This window comes from Embleya scabrispora (assembly GCF_002024165.1).
GTDB lineage: Bacteria > Actinomycetota > Actinomycetes > Streptomycetales > Streptomycetaceae > Embleya > Embleya scabrispora_A.
On sequence record NZ_MWQN01000001.1, the window covers coordinates 3071922 to 3088027 of the forward strand.

At 72.9% G+C, this 16106-nt stretch carries 24 protein-coding genes; all 24 read right to left on the reverse strand.

Features of this window, described 5'->3' with window-relative positions:
- Window positions 1-4: 4 nt before the first annotated feature.
- Window positions 5-1531, reverse strand: a complete 1527-nt coding sequence (locus B4N89_RS13530) for a terminase large subunit domain-containing protein (RefSeq protein WP_107504166.1) — start codon at window positions 1529-1531, stop codon at window positions 5-7.
- A complete protein-coding gene (locus B4N89_RS13535; protein WP_078976092.1) occupies window positions 1500-1745 on the reverse strand; it encodes a hypothetical protein in 246 nt (81 codons plus the stop codon). Before B4N89_RS13535 ends, B4N89_RS13530 begins: the two co-directional genes overlap by 32 nt.
- Window positions 1746-2021: 276 nt before the next feature.
- Window positions 2022-2315: an HNH endonuclease gene (locus B4N89_RS13540; protein WP_078976093.1), complete on the reverse strand. Its 294-nt coding sequence runs from the start codon at window positions 2313-2315 to the stop codon at window positions 2022-2024.
- Window positions 2316-2318: 3 nt separating this feature from the next.
- Window positions 2319-2570, reverse strand: coding sequence for a hypothetical protein (locus B4N89_RS49770; RefSeq protein WP_078976094.1), 252 nt, complete (start codon window positions 2568-2570; stop codon window positions 2319-2321).
- Window positions 2571-2586: 16 nt separating this feature from the next.
- Complete coding sequence (locus B4N89_RS13550; RefSeq protein ID WP_078976095.1) at window positions 2587-3060, reverse strand: hypothetical protein; 474 nt, start codon at window positions 3058-3060, stop codon at window positions 2587-2589.
- A gap of 567 nt (window positions 3061-3627) precedes the next feature.
- The gene (locus B4N89_RS13555; protein WP_078976096.1) at window positions 3628-3858 is read right to left on the reverse strand and encodes a hypothetical protein; all 231 of its coding nucleotides are present in this window, start codon (window positions 3856-3858) and stop codon (window positions 3628-3630) included.
- Between the two features lie 184 nt (window positions 3859-4042).
- Window positions 4043-4861 (reverse strand): hypothetical protein, encoded by an 819-nt coding sequence (locus B4N89_RS13560; RefSeq protein WP_078976097.1) that lies wholly within the window; start codon window positions 4859-4861, stop codon window positions 4043-4045.
- 164 nt (window positions 4862-5025) lie between these two features.
- Complete coding sequence (locus tag B4N89_RS13565) at window positions 5026-5226, reverse strand: hypothetical protein (protein WP_078976098.1); 201 nt, start codon at window positions 5224-5226, stop codon at window positions 5026-5028.
- Window positions 5223-6113 (reverse strand): hypothetical protein, encoded by an 891-nt coding sequence (locus B4N89_RS51355; protein ID WP_235618605.1) that lies wholly within the window; start codon window positions 6111-6113, stop codon window positions 5223-5225. Before B4N89_RS51355 ends, B4N89_RS13565 begins: the two co-directional genes overlap by 4 nt.
- The gene (locus B4N89_RS48965; RefSeq protein WP_143657948.1) at window positions 6110-6358 is read right to left on the reverse strand and encodes a hypothetical protein; all 249 of its coding nucleotides are present in this window, start codon (window positions 6356-6358) and stop codon (window positions 6110-6112) included. Before B4N89_RS48965 ends, B4N89_RS51355 begins: the two co-directional genes overlap by 4 nt.
- A gap of 51 nt (window positions 6359-6409) precedes the next feature.
- Window positions 6410-6925: a single-stranded DNA-binding protein gene (locus B4N89_RS13575; protein ID WP_078976099.1), complete on the reverse strand. Its 516-nt coding sequence runs from the start codon at window positions 6923-6925 to the stop codon at window positions 6410-6412.
- Between the two features lie 32 nt (window positions 6926-6957).
- Complete coding sequence (locus B4N89_RS13580; RefSeq protein ID WP_078976100.1) at window positions 6958-7206, reverse strand: hypothetical protein; 249 nt, start codon at window positions 7204-7206, stop codon at window positions 6958-6960.
- On the reverse strand, window positions 7203-8528 hold the full coding sequence (locus tag B4N89_RS13585) for an ATP-binding protein (protein WP_078976101.1): 1326 nt from the start codon (window positions 8526-8528) through the stop codon (window positions 7203-7205). The genes B4N89_RS13580 and B4N89_RS13585 overlap by 4 nt, the downstream gene beginning before the upstream one ends.
- Entirely contained in the window at window positions 8528-9523 is a 996-nt protein-coding gene (locus B4N89_RS13590) for a helix-turn-helix domain-containing protein (protein WP_078976102.1), read from the reverse strand. The genes B4N89_RS13585 and B4N89_RS13590 overlap by 1 nt, the downstream gene beginning before the upstream one ends.
- Before the next feature lie 79 nt (window positions 9524-9602).
- Window positions 9603-11288, reverse strand: coding sequence for a UvrD-helicase domain-containing protein (locus tag B4N89_RS13595; RefSeq protein WP_235618606.1), 1686 nt, complete (start codon window positions 11286-11288; stop codon window positions 9603-9605).
- The gene (locus B4N89_RS13600; protein WP_078976103.1) at window positions 11234-11665 is read right to left on the reverse strand and encodes a hypothetical protein; all 432 of its coding nucleotides are present in this window, start codon (window positions 11663-11665) and stop codon (window positions 11234-11236) included. Before B4N89_RS13600 ends, B4N89_RS13595 begins: the two co-directional genes overlap by 55 nt.
- Window positions 11662-11946, reverse strand: a complete 285-nt coding sequence (locus B4N89_RS13605) for a hypothetical protein (RefSeq protein WP_078976104.1) — start codon at window positions 11944-11946, stop codon at window positions 11662-11664. Before B4N89_RS13605 ends, B4N89_RS13600 begins: the two co-directional genes overlap by 4 nt.
- The gene (locus tag B4N89_RS13610) at window positions 11943-12248 is read right to left on the reverse strand and encodes a hypothetical protein (RefSeq protein ID WP_078976105.1); all 306 of its coding nucleotides are present in this window, start codon (window positions 12246-12248) and stop codon (window positions 11943-11945) included. Before B4N89_RS13610 ends, B4N89_RS13605 begins: the two co-directional genes overlap by 4 nt.
- On the reverse strand, window positions 12239-12451 hold the full coding sequence (locus tag B4N89_RS13615; RefSeq protein WP_143657949.1) for a hypothetical protein: 213 nt from the start codon (window positions 12449-12451) through the stop codon (window positions 12239-12241). Before B4N89_RS13615 ends, B4N89_RS13610 begins: the two co-directional genes overlap by 10 nt.
- Window positions 12448-14001 carry an ATP-binding protein gene (locus B4N89_RS50705; protein WP_201260838.1) on the reverse strand — a complete coding sequence of 518 codons (1554 nt, stop codon included), beginning with the start codon at window positions 13999-14001 and terminating at the stop codon, window positions 12448-12450. The genes B4N89_RS13615 and B4N89_RS50705 overlap by 4 nt, the downstream gene beginning before the upstream one ends.
- Window positions 13998-14363 carry a hypothetical protein gene (locus B4N89_RS13625; RefSeq protein ID WP_078976107.1) on the reverse strand — a complete coding sequence of 122 codons (366 nt, stop codon included), beginning with the start codon at window positions 14361-14363 and terminating at the stop codon, window positions 13998-14000. The genes B4N89_RS50705 and B4N89_RS13625 overlap by 4 nt, the downstream gene beginning before the upstream one ends.
- 5 nt (window positions 14364-14368) lie before the next feature.
- Entirely contained in the window at window positions 14369-14671 is a 303-nt protein-coding gene (locus B4N89_RS13630) for a hypothetical protein (RefSeq protein ID WP_078976108.1), read from the reverse strand.
- Window positions 14668-14925 carry a hypothetical protein gene (locus tag B4N89_RS13635; protein WP_078976109.1) on the reverse strand — a complete coding sequence of 86 codons (258 nt, stop codon included), beginning with the start codon at window positions 14923-14925 and terminating at the stop codon, window positions 14668-14670. Before B4N89_RS13635 ends, B4N89_RS13630 begins: the two co-directional genes overlap by 4 nt.
- Window positions 14925-15932, reverse strand: coding sequence for a hypothetical protein (locus tag B4N89_RS13640; protein ID WP_078976110.1), 1008 nt, complete (start codon window positions 15930-15932; stop codon window positions 14925-14927). The genes B4N89_RS13635 and B4N89_RS13640 overlap by 1 nt, the downstream gene beginning before the upstream one ends.
- Window positions 15933-16106 lie beyond the last annotated feature (174 nt).

The window sequence follows — 16106 nt, forward strand, 5'->3', positions numbered from 1 at the left end:
CTTCCTAGAAGACCGATTCGAGAACGTCGTAGTCGTCGGCGACATTGGCCCGGGTCAGCAGCGCCCACCGCGCGAGGGTTGCCGCGACCAGCGGCGCGACGTCGACGGACGAGCCGCGACGGTGCCACGCCCACGCATCGCCGACCGGACGCGTACGGGCGCCGTTGACCGCGCCGGTCAGCGGCGCCTGGTCGAGGTGGACGAGCGTGCCCTGGCGCATCGCGTCGGCGAACTGCCCGCACGCCTCGACGACATCGTTGGATCGCACGATCACCAGGTCACCGCGCAACGGCTCGTCCTGCCCGGTCGCCCGCAGTCCGGCAGCGACCAGGTCGTCGATCAGCGCGGCCGCGGGCGACCCGCCGGCAACCGCCACGGCAACCGGATCCCACAACGCGGACAACCGCACCACGGCGGGCACCAGCCAATCCGTGCCCGGCCGTTGGTCGACGATCTCCACGTGCAGGCGGCCGTCCGGCCGCACCGACGCCACCGCGATCGACGCCGTGTCCCGGCGCCCGGCCACGTCGATCGCGAACGCCACATCGACACCGGCCTGCGACCCGGCGTCGACGAGCCCGGCCCATCCACCCCGCGGCACGTTCGGGTCGGCCGCCGGCTGCTTGACCCGGGTCCTGTTCAGGTAGGCACGGTCGAACTCGGCCGGCTCCAGCTTGTCGAGCTCCGAGCGCACAACCGCCTCGGTGACGGTGTGACCGAGCGCCGGCATGCAGGTGCGCCAGGTCGCCGGGTCGTCCCGCCTCAGCTCGGCCGGCGCGTACCACTCGAAGTACGCCGACGCGGGGTGCTCGCCCGTCTCCCACAGTGCCTCGATCAGGGTGCGGCCGGTCTCGCGCTTGCGGTTGAGCCACACGCTCCGGTCGGTGCCCCCGGCCGACGCCCACCACAACTGACCCATGGCCTTGGTCAGCATCGCCGGGGACATCGCCTGCTCCAAGCGGTCGTCCTCGTGGGCGAACGCCTCGTCGATCACACCCAGATCCAGACTCGGCCCGTGGCCGGCGCGCTCCGTGTTGCTGGTAATGCCCAGCTTCGACCGGGTCGACGACCACAGGATCGCCTCGTTGCCGTTCGTCATCCGCGTGCGGTACCGCCGCCGCAACGACGACACGTCGAGCGTGGCCACGAACTCGTCCTCGAACCGCTGCCGCGCCATCCCCCGGGTCTGCGCGGCGTACACCACGTTCTGCCGCTTCCACGCCATGACCCGATGCACCATCAGGGCCAGGAGCTGCTGCGTCTTGCCCTGCTGCCGCGGCACCGACAGACCGACCTCGCGGTGCACGAACACCCCCGTGACCGGGTCCAGTTCCAGGGCGACGTCGAGGACGTACCGCTGCCAGGGCATCGGCGGATACCCGAGCCGGGTCATCACCGCGGCGACCTTCGGCCCCAGGGTCGGCAGCTCGGGCCGCCGCGGCGTACCCCACCGCGGCGGGCACTCCAGGCCGTACAGCTCGCGCAGCTGCTCGGCGAACTCAGTCGGGTGCCGCCAGGTCTCCGAGGCCATCGTCGTCCTCCTCGACCATCCGACCCGCGAGCAGCGCGGCCAGGGTGGCGCGCAGCTCCCTGTTCAGCCCGGCCAGCAACCGGCCGTCCTCGCCGCCGCCCTCGTCGATGCCCCGGGCCATCGCGTAGGCCATCTCGGACAGGGACGCCTCGACGCCGACCAGGTCACCCAGGGCCTCGATGTCGCGCTGGACGGCCTCCTCGACCGGTCCCATGACCTCTCCCCTCACTGTGTGTGGTCCCCGCCCGGCGGCCCGAGCCGGCTCGGGCGGGAGGTCGGCCCGGCGGCGGGCACCCCGCGGCCCGCCGCTTGACGCAACACCGGCCGGTTGGGGCCCCATGGCCGCCCCCGGTCACCCACCCGCCGAGCCCACCTCGGGCATATGCGCAGGTCAGGGGCCTGCGGGCGGCCCGGCGGCGGCCGCCGCGGGGGGAGAGACGCCAGTTTGGGCGTGGGGCTGGGATGAGCCCTCCCCCAAAGAACGGTTGGCTCAGGCCGGACCGGCGTACCAGTCACGCGACGTGACGAGCCGCGAGACCTGGGCCAACGGCCGGTTGCCCTTGAGGTTGTTGCACTTGCGCCCGCAGGTCGGGCAGCCGGCCACCCCATGGATGGGCGCCAGGTTGTCGCGGTCGACGGCGGCGCCGCCCCGGGAGACCGGCACCAGGTGGTCGGTGGCATCCGACCCGGGATGCCCGCACAGGACACAGGTGTCGTCCTCGGCCAGGACACTCGCGCGCAGGGTGCGGTAGGCGTGCGACGTCAGGTCGGACCGGCCGGCCACCGCTCACACCCCGCCGGCCGGCGGCGTCCACCCGAGCAGCACCAGCGCGGCATGCACCTGCGGCGCCAGGTGGACCTCGACCTCGTCCTGGTCGACCGTGACCTCTTGCACCGCGAGGGTGGCGACCAGCCGGGCCGGCCGGTCGACCTCGACGACCAGGTCGACGCCGGCCACCGCATCCGAGACGTCGACGCCGTCGACCACCAGGGCGTGCCGGGTGCCTCGACCGGTCAGGGTCACCGCGTGCGTGGGCACAGCCGAACCTCCTGCGCTACTTCTTGCCGCCCGGGTCGGGACAGTTCATCGCGATGGTCGGCCACTTGTCCGCCTTGACGCTGCCGCCGGTGTACAGCTTCGACGCCGCCTCGTCCTTGATCCAGCGGCCCGAGCACACATACACCTTGGCGTCCGCCGCGCGGACCACGGTGACCGACACGTCCTTGAGACCGCCGCCGATCCCCTTGGCGTAGTCCCGGATCGCGGCCTGCGCCTGGTCGACCGTGGCGTCGGGAACGACCAGGTCGGCCTTCCCGCTGACGGTCTTCTTCGACTCGTTGATCACGGTGTACGCCGGCACCGCCGCAGCGGCCGGCGTGCTCGCCTTCGGCGGATCGGGTGTGACGGTCGCCGGGCCGGCGGCCTTGACCGGCTCGGCCTTGTCGTCGTCTCCGCCGCAGCTGGTGGCAAGGAGGAGCATCGCCGCCAGGGCGGCGGCGGTCGTTGCGTATCGAGCGGTGCGCTGCACTGTGCCCCCAGGGTGTGGATGTCCTGGGTTAGACCGTCGAGGCGGCCTGGGGGTTGTGCGGGCCCGCCGATCGGGGGATGTCAACGGGCCCGGTGTGGCCGTGCGACGGGGAGACGCGGGCCACGACGGGTCAACGACCGTGCTTCGCGTGGGTTACCCAAGTACGACAGCAAGGACCACGACCAGGCCGAACATGACGAACGGCAGGCAGGAAGCGCACCCGGTTCGGTAGTTGCTCTGGGAAGTGCGGCGGATGAGCTCTCGCTTCTGGCGTCGAGTCAGCCCACCTGAGTGGTTCCCGCGCCGGCTACCTCCGTGCTGCCAACAGCGGTTGGACCAGAGGGTGACCCGGCGGCATCGTCGACCGCCTCGTGTCGTTGCGTTGCATTGCCCCATTCGGCCATCGTCGTGGTCACGGATGGGCGGCGTCTCGGGAACGGGCGAGAGCCCCGACCAGGATTGGCTCGGGGCTCTCGGGCTGTTTCCGGGCATGCCGGATTCACAGGCTGTGGATAACTCGGATCAGGTTAGGCGGCGGCGTCCTGCGCGCGCAACTGATCATCGTGGTCAGTAGTCGAACGGGTTGGTGTGGAAGTCGCGTTCCTCGCCCGACCAGGTGTCCGACGCAGACGCGTGGGACAGCGGTTCGCCGTCCTCGCCGCAGTAGCAGGCGTCGCAGGTGGCGCAGGATCCGCAGCCGAGGCATTTTGCGCGGCGGTGGTGGCCGCAGATCGGGTTGACGTCGTTGTCGGGGGCGTGGGTGTCCGGAATGGCGGGTCCGCCGGTGGGGTCGGTCATGGGTAGCCTCTCGTGTCCGGTGGTGTCCGACGCTGTGGCCGGGTGGTCGCGTTCGCGTCCGATCAACGGGTTGGTTATGTCGCCCAGTTCGCCGCCGAGCCGACCGGTTGGCGCATCACATCCGCACGGTTGGCGGATTCGTGTCCGGGCACCGGCCATGCCGTGTCCGACGCCCGGTGTCCGGTCACGCAGCCCCGGGCGTCAGTTCGTCGTACAGCCGGTCACGCTCGCCCTCGGTCAACCCAGGCGCCCGCCCGGCCAGTTCCACGTCGGTCACCAACTCCGGGCGGTCGGCCCGCAGCGGCGCATCGAGCGCGCGGCCGAGGTCGGCCAGATCGTCCCAGCGCCACATCGGCCGACCCTGGATCCAGGTGGACGACGGCGCCTTGCAGATGACCCGGCGGCCGGTGCACTCGATGTGCGGGCCGAGAGGGTGCGCCGGCCGCGCCATCAGTACCGACCCGCACCACGGGCATGGCTGAAGCAGCCGGATCGGGCGGGCGTCGCCCAGGCCGAGGACGGTGAGGATCTGTCGGGCCACGGGGCGGAGGGTGGCGTCGGCCCACTTGACCCACTCGCCGGTGATCATGGCCCGGTACACGGCCAGGTCCGCACACGCCGCCGGGACCGTCCCGGGGTTGCCGGCGGGGCGACGGTAGAGGGCGAGTCCCAGGGCGGTTCGGATCTCGGCCTCGACGTACAGCACCGCGTGCTCTACGACGCGCATGACGTCGAGGGCGCTCAGGTCGGCGGCGGCCGGGGCGGTGCCGCGGCCGAGCACCGACCGTTCCTGCCGCTCGATCCGGTCGCGTTCGGCGATGGCGTCGGCCAGGTGCCGCCCGATGTGGCTGGCGCGCGGCCGGCGGGTGCCGGGTACGGCGGCGGCCCGCAGGTCGGCCCAGTGCTCGGCGATGACGTCGGCCGGCGGAGCGTCGGCCGGCAGGGGGAGGCTGTTCACGTCGTGCTCCTGGTCGTCGTCGTGCTGGTCTCGGTTGTATCTCAAAGCGGAATTGCAGCTGTCATTTGGACAGTTGGGGCGTAGCGTCCGGGGTCCGGCGCGGCTTCCCCCAGGTGGCACACCGGGACGGGGTCCACGGGCCTGCCTACGTGGACCCCGTCTGCCGGGCCCGCGTCGAACCCCCCACGGACGCGGGCCCGCAGCCTGTCTCAGCTTTCGTCGGGCTGGGTACCGATCCACTCGATGCGGGCGCCGGGGTAGGCGTCCAGCAGGGCCTCGGTGGACGTGGCGGCGGTGATCGGGCCGGTGGTCTCGTCCTCCGCGAAGCACCGGCCGGAGAGGGGGAGTTGGGCGCCGTGGAGAATCCGACCGCCGGCGGTGATGATGCGGAACGGCCGTGCGGCGGTCATGACTGGCCTTCGGGGTCGATCCAGGTGATGACGGTGGCGCCGCCGTGGCCGTGGATAGTGATGGCGTCGTCGATGCTGGACCAGTTGACGGTCGAGGGGCGGGCGCCGCGCCAGCGGACGGTGACGGTTCCGTCGGGCCACAGCACGCCGTCGGCGACCCGGCCGGGGCCGGATGCGCCGGTAACGTCGACCCGGCGGTCGAGGTAGAACCGCCGCTGGTCGCCAGCCAGGCGGGCGGCGCCGATGATGTTCTCCAGGGCGGTTGCGAGATCGTCGGCGTCGACGCCCTCGCCGTCGTTGGAGGCGCGGATCCATTCGGCGGTTGTGGTGACCACTGCTGCGAAGTCGGAGCGCACCCTGGCGAGTTCGGCGGTGAGCCGGTCGCGGTCGGCGTCGGCCGCCTCGATGGTCTCCAGCAGCGATTCCAGCGTCGGCTCGCCGTCGTCCGCCAGGTCGTCGTCCTGGTCGCCGTCGCGGGCAGCCTCGATCAGCGCGGTGTCGAGGCGGGCGTTCTCGGCACGCAGCCGCTGGGCCTCGGCCAAGTCGAGCAGGTCGAGGACGTGTCGGTCGGAGATGCGTTCGAGTGCCTGGAACGAGTCGGTCATGGTGGCGTTGACCAGGCCGTCGCCGTTGGGCGGTGTGGCGGCGGTGTGCAGGTCCGCGATGATCGGGGCCAAGTCGAGCCGGCCGGGCGCGGGAGCCGGGTCGAGGCCGCAGCCGCGGCGGATGGCGGCGATGACCGATTCGGCGTCGTCGGGGCGGATGAACACGCCGACGTCGGCGGCGGTGATGACCACGCCGGGGCCCTCGGCCAGGCTGAGCGGTTCGATGGTGAGTTCGTCTCCGGCGTGGTCGGTGTGGTGGTAGCTGGGGATGCGGTTGGTCATGTCCGGTTCCAGGTGGTTTCGATGCGGTGGGCAATGGCGCGTGCGTCGGCCGGGGTGGCGTGGGGTTTCGGGGTGAGTGCGCTTCCGGCGGTCGGCCTGGGCACGACGGTTGTGTCGTCGGGGACGGCGTCGGCGGCGGCGACGGTGAGCGCGGCGAGGTCGCGGGGCCCAATTGCGAGCCGACGGGCGCGGGCGACGTTGCGGAGTGCGTCGCCGATTGAGTGGCGGATACGGGGTGGGGCCATGGTCACCTCCGGGGTGCCGGGCGCCCGGTGGTGGGCGCCCGGCGGGTCGGGTCAGAACGGGGGTTCCTCGCTGCTGTATTGCGCGCGACCGTAGGGCGTGGCCCACGGGTCGTCGGCGGGTGCGCCGCCACGCTGCTGGGTCTGCTGGCCGTAGCCGCCGCCCTGCTGCCGCTGCCCGCCGCCGCCCTGGCCGCCGCCTCCGCGGCTCGCCTTGGTGACCTTGGCGGTCGCCCACTTCAGGGTCGGGCCGATCTCGTCGACCTCCAGCTCCACGACGGTGCGCTTCTCGCCCTCTTTGGTCTCGTAGGACCGCTGCTTGAGCCGGCCCTGGGCGATGACCGCCGAGCCCTTCGCCAGCGATTCGGCGATGTTCTCGGCGAGTTGCTTCCAGCCCGAGCAGCGCATGAACAGCGCGTCGCCGTCCTTCCACTCGTTGGTCTGCCGGTCGAAGGTGCGCGGCGTCGACGCGATCGTGAAGTTCACGACGGCGGCCCCGCTCTGCGTGAACCGCAGCTCGGGATCGGCGGTCAGGTTCCCGACGATCGTGATGGTGGTCTCTCCGGCCATGTGCTGGGTCCTCCTGGGGTGGTGACGGGTGGTCAGGTGGTGGGCGGGATGTGGATGTCGTGCTGCGCGCCATCGGTGCCGTCGTGCGGGCGGGCGCTGACGTGCAGGCCCTCCGAGGCGGTGGCGGAGTGGTAGAAGGCGTAGACCTGGCTGCCGATGCGGCGGGTCCAGGTGGTGACCCAGCCGTCGTGCACCGAGACGGGGCCGAATCGGCCGGGGATCTGGCGGTAGACAGGCCAGGCGCCGGTGGGTTTGCGCGGGCCGATTGTCAGCCGGGTCACGACAGGGCTCCGGTCTCGGACCGCCCGTGGTGGTCCGCGTCGATGGGGGTGTACGGGGTCCAGGGCCATTCGCCCTCGCTTGTCCAGCCGCCGCGCAGGAACCTCGGCCACAGCCGCTCGTCGCGGGCGCCGCGCCAGGGGACGACGCGTCGGGCGCGGTCGTGTTCGGCCGAGGTGGTGTCCTCGACGGGGCGCAGGCCCATGCCGAACTCGGGCCACCTGAGCCAGAGGCTCGACCCGACCGGGGCCAGGCCGCGCGGCCCGAACCCGCTCGCTTTGGCCGCGTGCGCTTCCATGACGAGCGCACACCCGGCGGTTACCCGGGCCTCGGTGAGCGCGATCGTCACTTTCCGCGCGTGCTCTTCGCTGTTCGGATCGCCGGCGTGGAGCTGGTAGATCGGGCCGATCACCAGGAGGTCGGGCATGACGTCCTCGACGCGCCGCATGAGCCAGGCCCGGCCGTCGGCGCGGGTGAGGTCGACACCCTCGGGTCGGCAGTGGATGTGCAACTGGCCGCGCTTCACGGGCTGGTGGATGGCCGAGGCGGTGTTCATCAGGCCGCGGTACCGCCGACGGGACTGGGCCTCGGAGTTCTCGCAGTCCAACACGAGCACCCGCTTCGGGCCGAGCACGTTCGGCTCCCGGCCGAACGGGAGGACACCGGCCGCCGCAGTGACGGCGAGCTGCCGCAGCAGCACCGACTTGCCGCCGCCCTCGCCCGCCGTCCAGATGACGCGGTCGCCGCGCTCGAGATAGCCGGGCAGCACCCAGTCCGGCTCGTCGTCGGCGACCGACAGGAAATCGTGGATGTCCTGCGTCGGCGTGTCCTGGGCTGCCCGGCCTCGGTCACGAACGGCGCGGGTCAGGGCGACCGCACGTTCGGCCAGGTCGTCCGATCGGCCCGCGGTGCCGTAGCCGTCCTGGGTGATCGCGATGCCGGCCTGGACGATTGCCCGCCGCAGGGCCAGGGCCCGGGTGCGGCGGATGTACCAGTCGACCTCGGCGGCGGGCGGCGGCGCGGCGGTCAGGGTGTGGATGTACGGGGCGCCGCCGGCGCGGGTCAGGTCGCCGACGGCCTGGAGTTCGGCCACGACGGTGTGCGCGTTGATCGACTCGCCCTGGTCGGCGAGCCGTTGCATTGCGCGCAGGACGGTTTCGTGGGCGGCGCGGTACAGGTCGCTGGGCTGGACGGTGCGGAGTACGTCTCGGGCGGCCTGGCGGTAGATCAGGCAGCAGCCGAGTAGGGCCTGCTCGGCCTCGATGTCGTGCGGTTCCATCCGGTCGACGGACGTGATCTCGGGCTGGTAGTCCTCGGGGTCCATCAGAACACTCCGTTGTCGGCATAGGTCTGGTGTGCGGGCTGGCGGGCCGCCGTGCGGGCGGCCTCGGCCGCGGCGCGGTCCCGCTGCTCGACGGCCTTGAGCCGGAGCTGGTCGTACTTCTCGCGGAGCTTGGGCATCGACAGGACGTTGGCGCGCCAGAACGAATCGGCCTGGCACCAGTCGATGGCGGCGAGCACCTGGGCGACGGTGCGGCCGTCCTTGTCGAGGAGGAGTCGGGCTTCGGTGCGCCACCGGGCGGTGATCGTTGGCCGCCTGCTGCCGTTCTCGGCGATGCGGTCGGCCAGGTGTCGGCAGATCTGTTCGACGTCGTCGCGGCTCTCCTGGGGGGCGGCCGTGGCCGCCTCCGACGAAGAGGATGGTTCTACTGGTGGTTCATTGATGGTTCGGGGGGCGTTACGCCCGTGACATTCGGGCGTAACGCCCGTGACGTGCGGGCGTTGCGCCCGTGACGGAGGCTGTTCGGGCGTAACGCCCGTGACCGTCACGGACTCTGCGCCCGTGACGGTCACGGGCGTTACGCCTGTGACGGTCATGCCGTCCGGGTTGGTTACGGGCGCAACGCCTGTGACGGTCACGGGCGTTACGCCCGTGACACGATTTGCCCGTGACCGCCGCTGCCGCTCGGCAGCAGCAGCACGATCGCGCTCCCGCAGCGCAACCAGGTCGGCCCAGTCCGTTGCCGGCCGCCGCTGCGAGAGGTCGAGGTCGTACACGACACAGCCGTCCGCCGTAGTGCCGGTGGGCCTGATCAGCCCGGCCGACTCCAGCCGGCGCAGGGCACGCCGTACGGTCGTCGGGTCGTACCCGGTGCGGTACTGGATGCGGGTTCCCGACGGGCGGGCGCCCCGTCCGTCGCGATCGGCGTGCTCGGCCAGGACCGCGAGGACGAACCTCGCGGTCGCGTCCGGCTTGTGGGCGTCGGTCCACACCGTTGGTGCGTCGTCCATTGCCCAGGCCACCGCCTCGTAGCTCACTCGGGGTCTCGCTCTCGTGCTGTCGGGACGGTGGGTTGGCCGGTGGCCGGCGGGTCGGGTCGCCGCCGGCCACCGGGGTCTAGTCGGTGATGACGATCGAGCCGTCGTGCACCCAGTCGAGGGCGGCGCAGTCGAGCGCGTGGCGGGCCCGCGTGACGGAGACGTACGCCAGGCGGGCGTACTCGCGGCGAAGGACCCGCAGCCCGGTGGACGGGTCCGGCCGCGGCGGGGTGAAGTCGCCGTGCAGCACGACGCGCGACCACTCCCGGCCCTTCGCCTTGTGCGCCGTCGACACCACCAGGTCCGCGCGCTGCTCGGTCACCAGCGCCTCGGCGGCGGCGATCATCGCCTCCGCGCCGAAGTCGTCGATGAGCTTGACCAGGACGCGCAGCGACCCGGCTTCCTCCGCCGCGTACTCCTGGAGCTGGGCCCAGTTCGTGAACCCCATGAGGTCGGGGTGATCGGTCGGCTTGCCGTCGAGCAGGTCGAGCGCCGCGTATGCCAGGCTCTTGATCGCTCCGCCGCCGCCGACCAGGGCGACCCGCCGACCGGCGGCCAGGGCCTCGATCACGACGCCGACGGCGCCCGCGTTCGTGCGGCACAGGATCGCGTCGGCCCGGTCGACCGGGCCCACGACCGAGGCGGTCGGCTCGTGTCCGACCAGCCGCAGGGGAGCCGAGATCAGGTTGAGCCACACGTTCGCCTGCTCGGCAACGGCGACGCCGAAGCGGAACGACTGGCTCAGCGTCAGCGTGTCGCCGGGGAACTTCGCGAGGGCATCGTTCGCGCCGCGCCATGCGTAGATGGCCTGCGCGCTGTCGCCGACCGCGATGCGCTGCGCGTGGTCCTGGTCCAGCAGCACCGAGGTCAAGACGTCGTTCGTATCCTGCGCTTCGTCGAGCAGCACGACGTCCGCCGCCAGCCTGGGGCGGCCGAGCGCCCACGCCTTCATGTAGTGGTCGTGCTCCATCCGCAGCACGCCGTCCGGTTGCATCAGGTCGGCCCAGGCCGCGCGGGCAACAGGCAGCCCGAGCCGGGCGATTGCCGTCCGGGTGTCCGGCCGGGTCAGGTTGTCCACGCGCGGGATGTGCGCGGCCGTGATCTCCGGATCGGCCGAGTAGCACCAGCGCTTGACCGTGTCGAGCGCGAACCGCATGACCTTCTTGCTCGTCATCGCCACGACGCGGGCATCGTCGGCCATCACGGCCTCGGTACTGCGGCCGTCCTCGCCGAGGTCGCGGGCCAGGATCTCGCGGACACCGAGCGCCTGGGCGGCGACGTGCGCGGTCTGGTACGGGATGCCCAGGCGGGCCTGGTGCCGGGGGTCGTACGCGAGCGAATGCCCGGTCTTGCAGGTCGCGTTCGACGGGAACGACTTCGCGGCGTCCACGGCAATCGGCTTGTTGTAGGCGATGTACAGCATGCGGGCGCGGCGGTCGGATCGGGCGACCTCCTTCAAGGTGGTTGACTTGCCGCAGCCAGCGCCGGCCTGCACGGTGAGGTCGATCCCGTCGCCGTAGGCGGCGATCACCTCGGCCTGCTCGGGCGTGGGGTCCATTCGGGCGGCCTCCCTGGCGGCGGCGGTTCGGGCGAGGCGGGCGACGGGCGAGTGGTCGCGGCAGCGGTAGCCGTCCATGTATGGCTGCGCGCCGGCACCACACGGCCCGGCTGGCGTGCCCCAGGTGCAGGTGCGGGCGGCGGTCGCGGTGCTCATGCCGCCGCCCTGGAGTGCCAGCGGCAGGCCGAGCCGAGGCAGCCCTGGCATGCGGCCGGCCTGGCGCCGGTCGCGGTCCGGGCTCGCTGCACGGTGCGCGTGACCACGCGCAGCAGCTCGGCGACCTGCTCGGCGGACAGGCCCTCGCGAACCGTCAGGACGTGCACGGCCGCGCGCCGTTCGGCGGGCGTCATGTCCGCCAGCGGGTCACCGGCGACGGCCCGGTCGACGGCCGCCTGGTCGACGTCGTCGGCCGGCCGCCGGGTCGGCCGCGGCCGCGGCCGGGTGGCCCGGACCCGCGCGCGGTAGGCGCGCATCCGCTCGTTGTGGCACGGCCGGCAGTAGTAGCCGCGCTGGTCGGGCCGGCTGCGGTCGCGGTGGAACGCGTCGAGCGGCAGCAGCTGGCGGCAGGTGGTGCACGTTCTCATCGCGCCCCCGCATCCGCCGTGAGGGTGGCGTACAGCGCCTGACAGGCGTCGCAGTCGCACGTGCGGCGCCGGTCGGACCGCTCGCCGGGCGGGGTGATCTCGGGGATCGGCCGACCGGTCGGCGTCCAGGTCGGCAGCAGTACCGGCGTGGGCTGCGGGTCGTAGCCCGAGCAGCGGCACCCGCCGATGGGGTGGCAGCCGCGGCTGGGCTTGCCCTGCGAATCGGATTCGTGCTGGCCCGGGGTATGCCCGCAGGTGCAGCGGTGGATGATCAGGCTCATCGGTGGTCGTCTCCCTCGGCAGGCCAGTACGGGATGGGGCGGTCGGGGAACACGTCGAGGACCAGACGGCAGGCCGGGCACAGTTCGCCGTCATACCGGCCCGGGTCGGGCGTCGGCGCGCACAACCAGCAGCGGTCGAACCGCGGGTCGACCGCGTGCAGCGGCAGCCGCACGGTCGGCGGGGTGATCGGCGGCGGAGCGGCGAGCGCCGACCCGGACAGCCAGCGCAGGATGACCTCGGCCAGCCAGCCTGCGGCCAGGCCGGCGACGACGGCGGCGAGAACGATCGGGATCAGGTCCACGGGTGTACCTCCCGGCAGGTCCAGCAGCGCCAGCCGCCGCGGGTGTGGGTGCCGAGCCGGCGGGTGCCCCGGCAGGTCGGGCACTGCTGGGTGGTCTCGGCGGGCGGGGCCGCGATCCGGTGCGCGCGGCCGTCGGCGGTGGTGGGGGCCGGGCAGGCCGGGACGATGCTGCCCCGACCCGCCACCACCACGGTCGCCGTCACGCCGCCTGCGACGTCGCCGCCGCGTCCGCGTACCGGCCGAGCGTCGGTTCCCACGTGGGTTCGGGCTGCCCCTGGAGGGCGGACAGGGCCTCGATCACGGTCCCGGCCTCGGCCAGCGACAAGTCCTTCATGGTCGCCAGCGGATTGGCCGCCCGGCCGAGGATGCCGGTCACGATGGCCAGCCTGCGCGGCCGGTCACCCGCGATGCCGAGCGCGCCCAGGATCGTTGCGATCGCCGTGCACTGCGCGGGTGTTGCGCGCCGGGTGTCCTGCTGCGTGCCCCATTCGCCAGGCGGCGGCACCTGGCCGGCGGCGGGCGCCGACTCCTGCGCCGGCTGCGGCCGGGCGCCCGCGAGGTCGCCGAGCCGGCCGTCGATCATCCGGTGCAGCGGGATCGTGCCGCCGTCGCGGGTCTCCACGTCGCGTTCGAGCAGGCCCTGATCGGTGGCGGTCTGCCGGCACGCGGCCAACGACACGTGATCGTTCCACCCGACCTTGATCGCGTCGAGCAGGATCGGCAACTGGTCGGCGGGCGGTGCCGGTGCGGCGGCGGCCTGCTCGGGCACGCGCTCCGGCGCCGCCTCGGTGTGCTGCTCGCGCTCCGGCTGCCGCACCGGGTCGGCCGACGGCGGTGGAGACGATGGCGCCTGTGCCGCCGCGCGAACCTGGTGCCCGCGCTCGACGATCACCGCGCCGAGCGTCGTCGGTACACCGGTCACCGGGTGCAGCACCGCCGACCCGACGAGCTGACGGCGGGTCACCTCGGCGTGCAGCTCGCGCAGCCCCTCCCACGTGGCGTCGGCGGCCGCCGCCCGGTCCAGGTACGTTGCCGGGTCGACGACCTCGACGCCGTCGTTCAGCCAGTCGAGCATGGTCAGCGCCAACGATGTGTCCGGCCGGTTGATCACCGCTCCGTTCAGCGCCGGGCACCTGGTCTTGCCGACGACCAACGTGTTCTCCAGGTCCATGCTGGCGACCAGGTCGAACTCGTATTCCAGGCCCTCGCGTTGCTCGGCCTTGGTCCCGACCTTCTTCGGCTCGGGCTTGCCGTTCTTGTTGGTGCCGATGACCCACTCGGACTTGACCCGCATCGTCACGATGACGTGCCCGGGGTAGGCCACCAGGGCATCGATCATGTCGCGCTCGTACGGCCGGGCTTCCTTCCAGCCGCCGAACCCGCCTCCGCTGCCCTTGCGTTGGCCGATGGCGTCGACGAGTTCGAGCATGCCGCCCTTGCCCATCCAGAAGTGGGAGAGCGAGTCGACGACGACGCATCCGTACCCGGCAGATCCGGCGGTTGCGAGTGCGCCGATCAGGTCGCGCGGGTCGTAGGTGGTCATCTGCAAGGTGTCGAAGTCGAAGCCGTCGCCGCTGCTGCCGCGGGCGTACTTGCTGGCGGAGCCGCGCTCGGTGTCGATGACCGCGACCCGGGGCGACAACGCGCCGGCCAGGGTCAGGGCCGTGAAGGTCTTGCCCGCGCCCGACGGGCCTTCCAGCGCGATGCGCGCCTTCGACTTCTCGCGGGTTGCGGGCGTGAACTCGAACGTCATCGGTTGCTCTCCTCGGCGTTGGCCTGGGTGCGGGTGGTGCGGACGTGGTGTGCGGCCTGCTCGGCGTCGAGGAGCAGGCCGACGGTCGGGCACGGCCACGGCACGCGCCCGTAGGCGTACGAGCAGTGCCGGCAGAACAGGCGCCCGTCGGTGCCCTCGTCCCACTCGTGCAGCCCGACGACGGCGGCGACCTGTCCGGCGAGCCGGTCGTGCTCGGCCAGCACCTCGATGCGGGCGTTGTGGTGCTCGACGGCCTGAACAAACAGGCCGTGCTCGACGGCGTCGGTGAACTGACCGAAGACGTGGCGGCCGCGCTCGGTGAACGTCATGGCGCGGACCACCGCGAGGCGGCTGGCGGACATGGGTTTCATCCGGTACTCCCCGGGATGTGGGCGGTGGCGTGCCAGCGGTCGCCGTCGTGCCAGGCCAGGAGCCACACCGCCGGGTCGAGCCCGGCGGCCTGGTCCTCGGCGCGGGCGATCTCGACGGACTCGATCGCGTAGTGCCGTTCGGCGTGGGCGGGCGAGCCGTGCCGGGTCGGCCGCGCGATCGAGCCGGTGATCCAGCCGTCGGCGGCAACGTCGGCCCGGTGCACCAGACCCCAGGCGTAGGCGGTGCGGGGCGGGGCCGCCGCCCCCGTGGTGGGGGCGGCGGTGGTGGGCGCGGTCACCGGCGGGCCGGACGCAGGTCGGCGAGCGCCCGCCCGACGGCGGCGCACCAGGCCGAGCACCAGTCGCGCGGCGGCTCGGACGACGCGGGCACGTCGGTGCGGTGCCAGCCCTCAGCCAGCGCGGCGCCCTCGGCGAGCCGGCCGCAGCCGTCGACCGTGCACCGCTCCACCACCGGCGCGCCGGCGGCCGGGCGGGACGCGCCGACCTTGCCCTTGTTCCATTCCTTCGGCGTGGTCTTCTTGCGGGCGGCCATCAGTGGTCACCCGCCGTGTGCTGCTCGCCGATCGCGACGGCGGCGGCGACCGCCCACGCGCCGATCACGCGGTCGGCGGCGAGCAGCCCGGCCGCCAGGTCGAGGGCGACCCGCCGGCCGCACGTCCACTCGCCCGGTCCGTACAGGTAGGCGCCGGGCCCCGGGTCGTCGGTCGGGCTGATCTCGGTGTCGTCCAGTTCCTCGACCGCCCACGGGACATCGATCACCGTGCGCTCCCACCGGCCGGCGACGCCGACCTGGGCCCAGTCCGGGTGGGGCTGCGGCTCGTCGCCGGCCGGGTCGACCGGGTCCGGCACCACCTCGGCCGTGTGGGCGTCCCACGCTGCGGTGCGCATCGAGCCCACGGGCGCGATGTGCCGGCCGGCATGTCCGGCAGGGAGTACACACGTGGTCTGGTCCGGGTCGTCGAGCGCGGCCGCGCACAGCAGCTGCTCGACGTGCGCCAGGTCGGCGGGCAGCTCACGCCGAGCGGGCAGCGCGGCGAGCAACGCGGCGGCGGCGGCCGGTTCGAGGATGATCTCCACCGGGCCGGCGTCGTCCCGAGTGATGATGGTGAGCGATCCCGGGCCGCGCTCGACGGCGACCGCCGCCGCGTGCGGGATGAGGATCCGACGCGTCGCGGTCTCCGCCGATGAGCCCGCCGACTGCACCCCGACACCGGTGATGGTGACCGGCGTCGGCCCGGCACCGGGCTCGACCCGGCCGCTGCCGGACAGGTCGATCCGCGCCCGGTAGGTGATGCGCCCGTCGCAGCGGTGCGGTGTCGCCGTCACGGTGGCGTCGAGCGCAGCCGCCCACGCCCCCAGGTCCGTCGCGACGTCGGTGTCCGGCCCGGCGGTGCGGGTGCCGACCACGTGCCCGCCCGGGTCAACGGTCCAGGTCAGCCGGGGCAGGGCGGGCCGGGAGATCAGCGCCAGCATGATGCCGGCGGCGCGCACCTGCGCCAGGTCGTCGGCGGGTTCGCGGTCCTCGATACTGTGATTCACGTTCGTACCACCTGTCTGTGAGTGGTCAGTGGTGCGGGCACAGAGGCCGTGCCGTACGCCAGGACCGGGGGCAACCGGTCGCCGTCGGGGCGGCCTCACCCGCGCGAGGTTTCGAACCGGGGTGCGAAATGCGGGATACTCAGGTGTCCCGCTGTCTCCGCAGCCGGTGGGCCG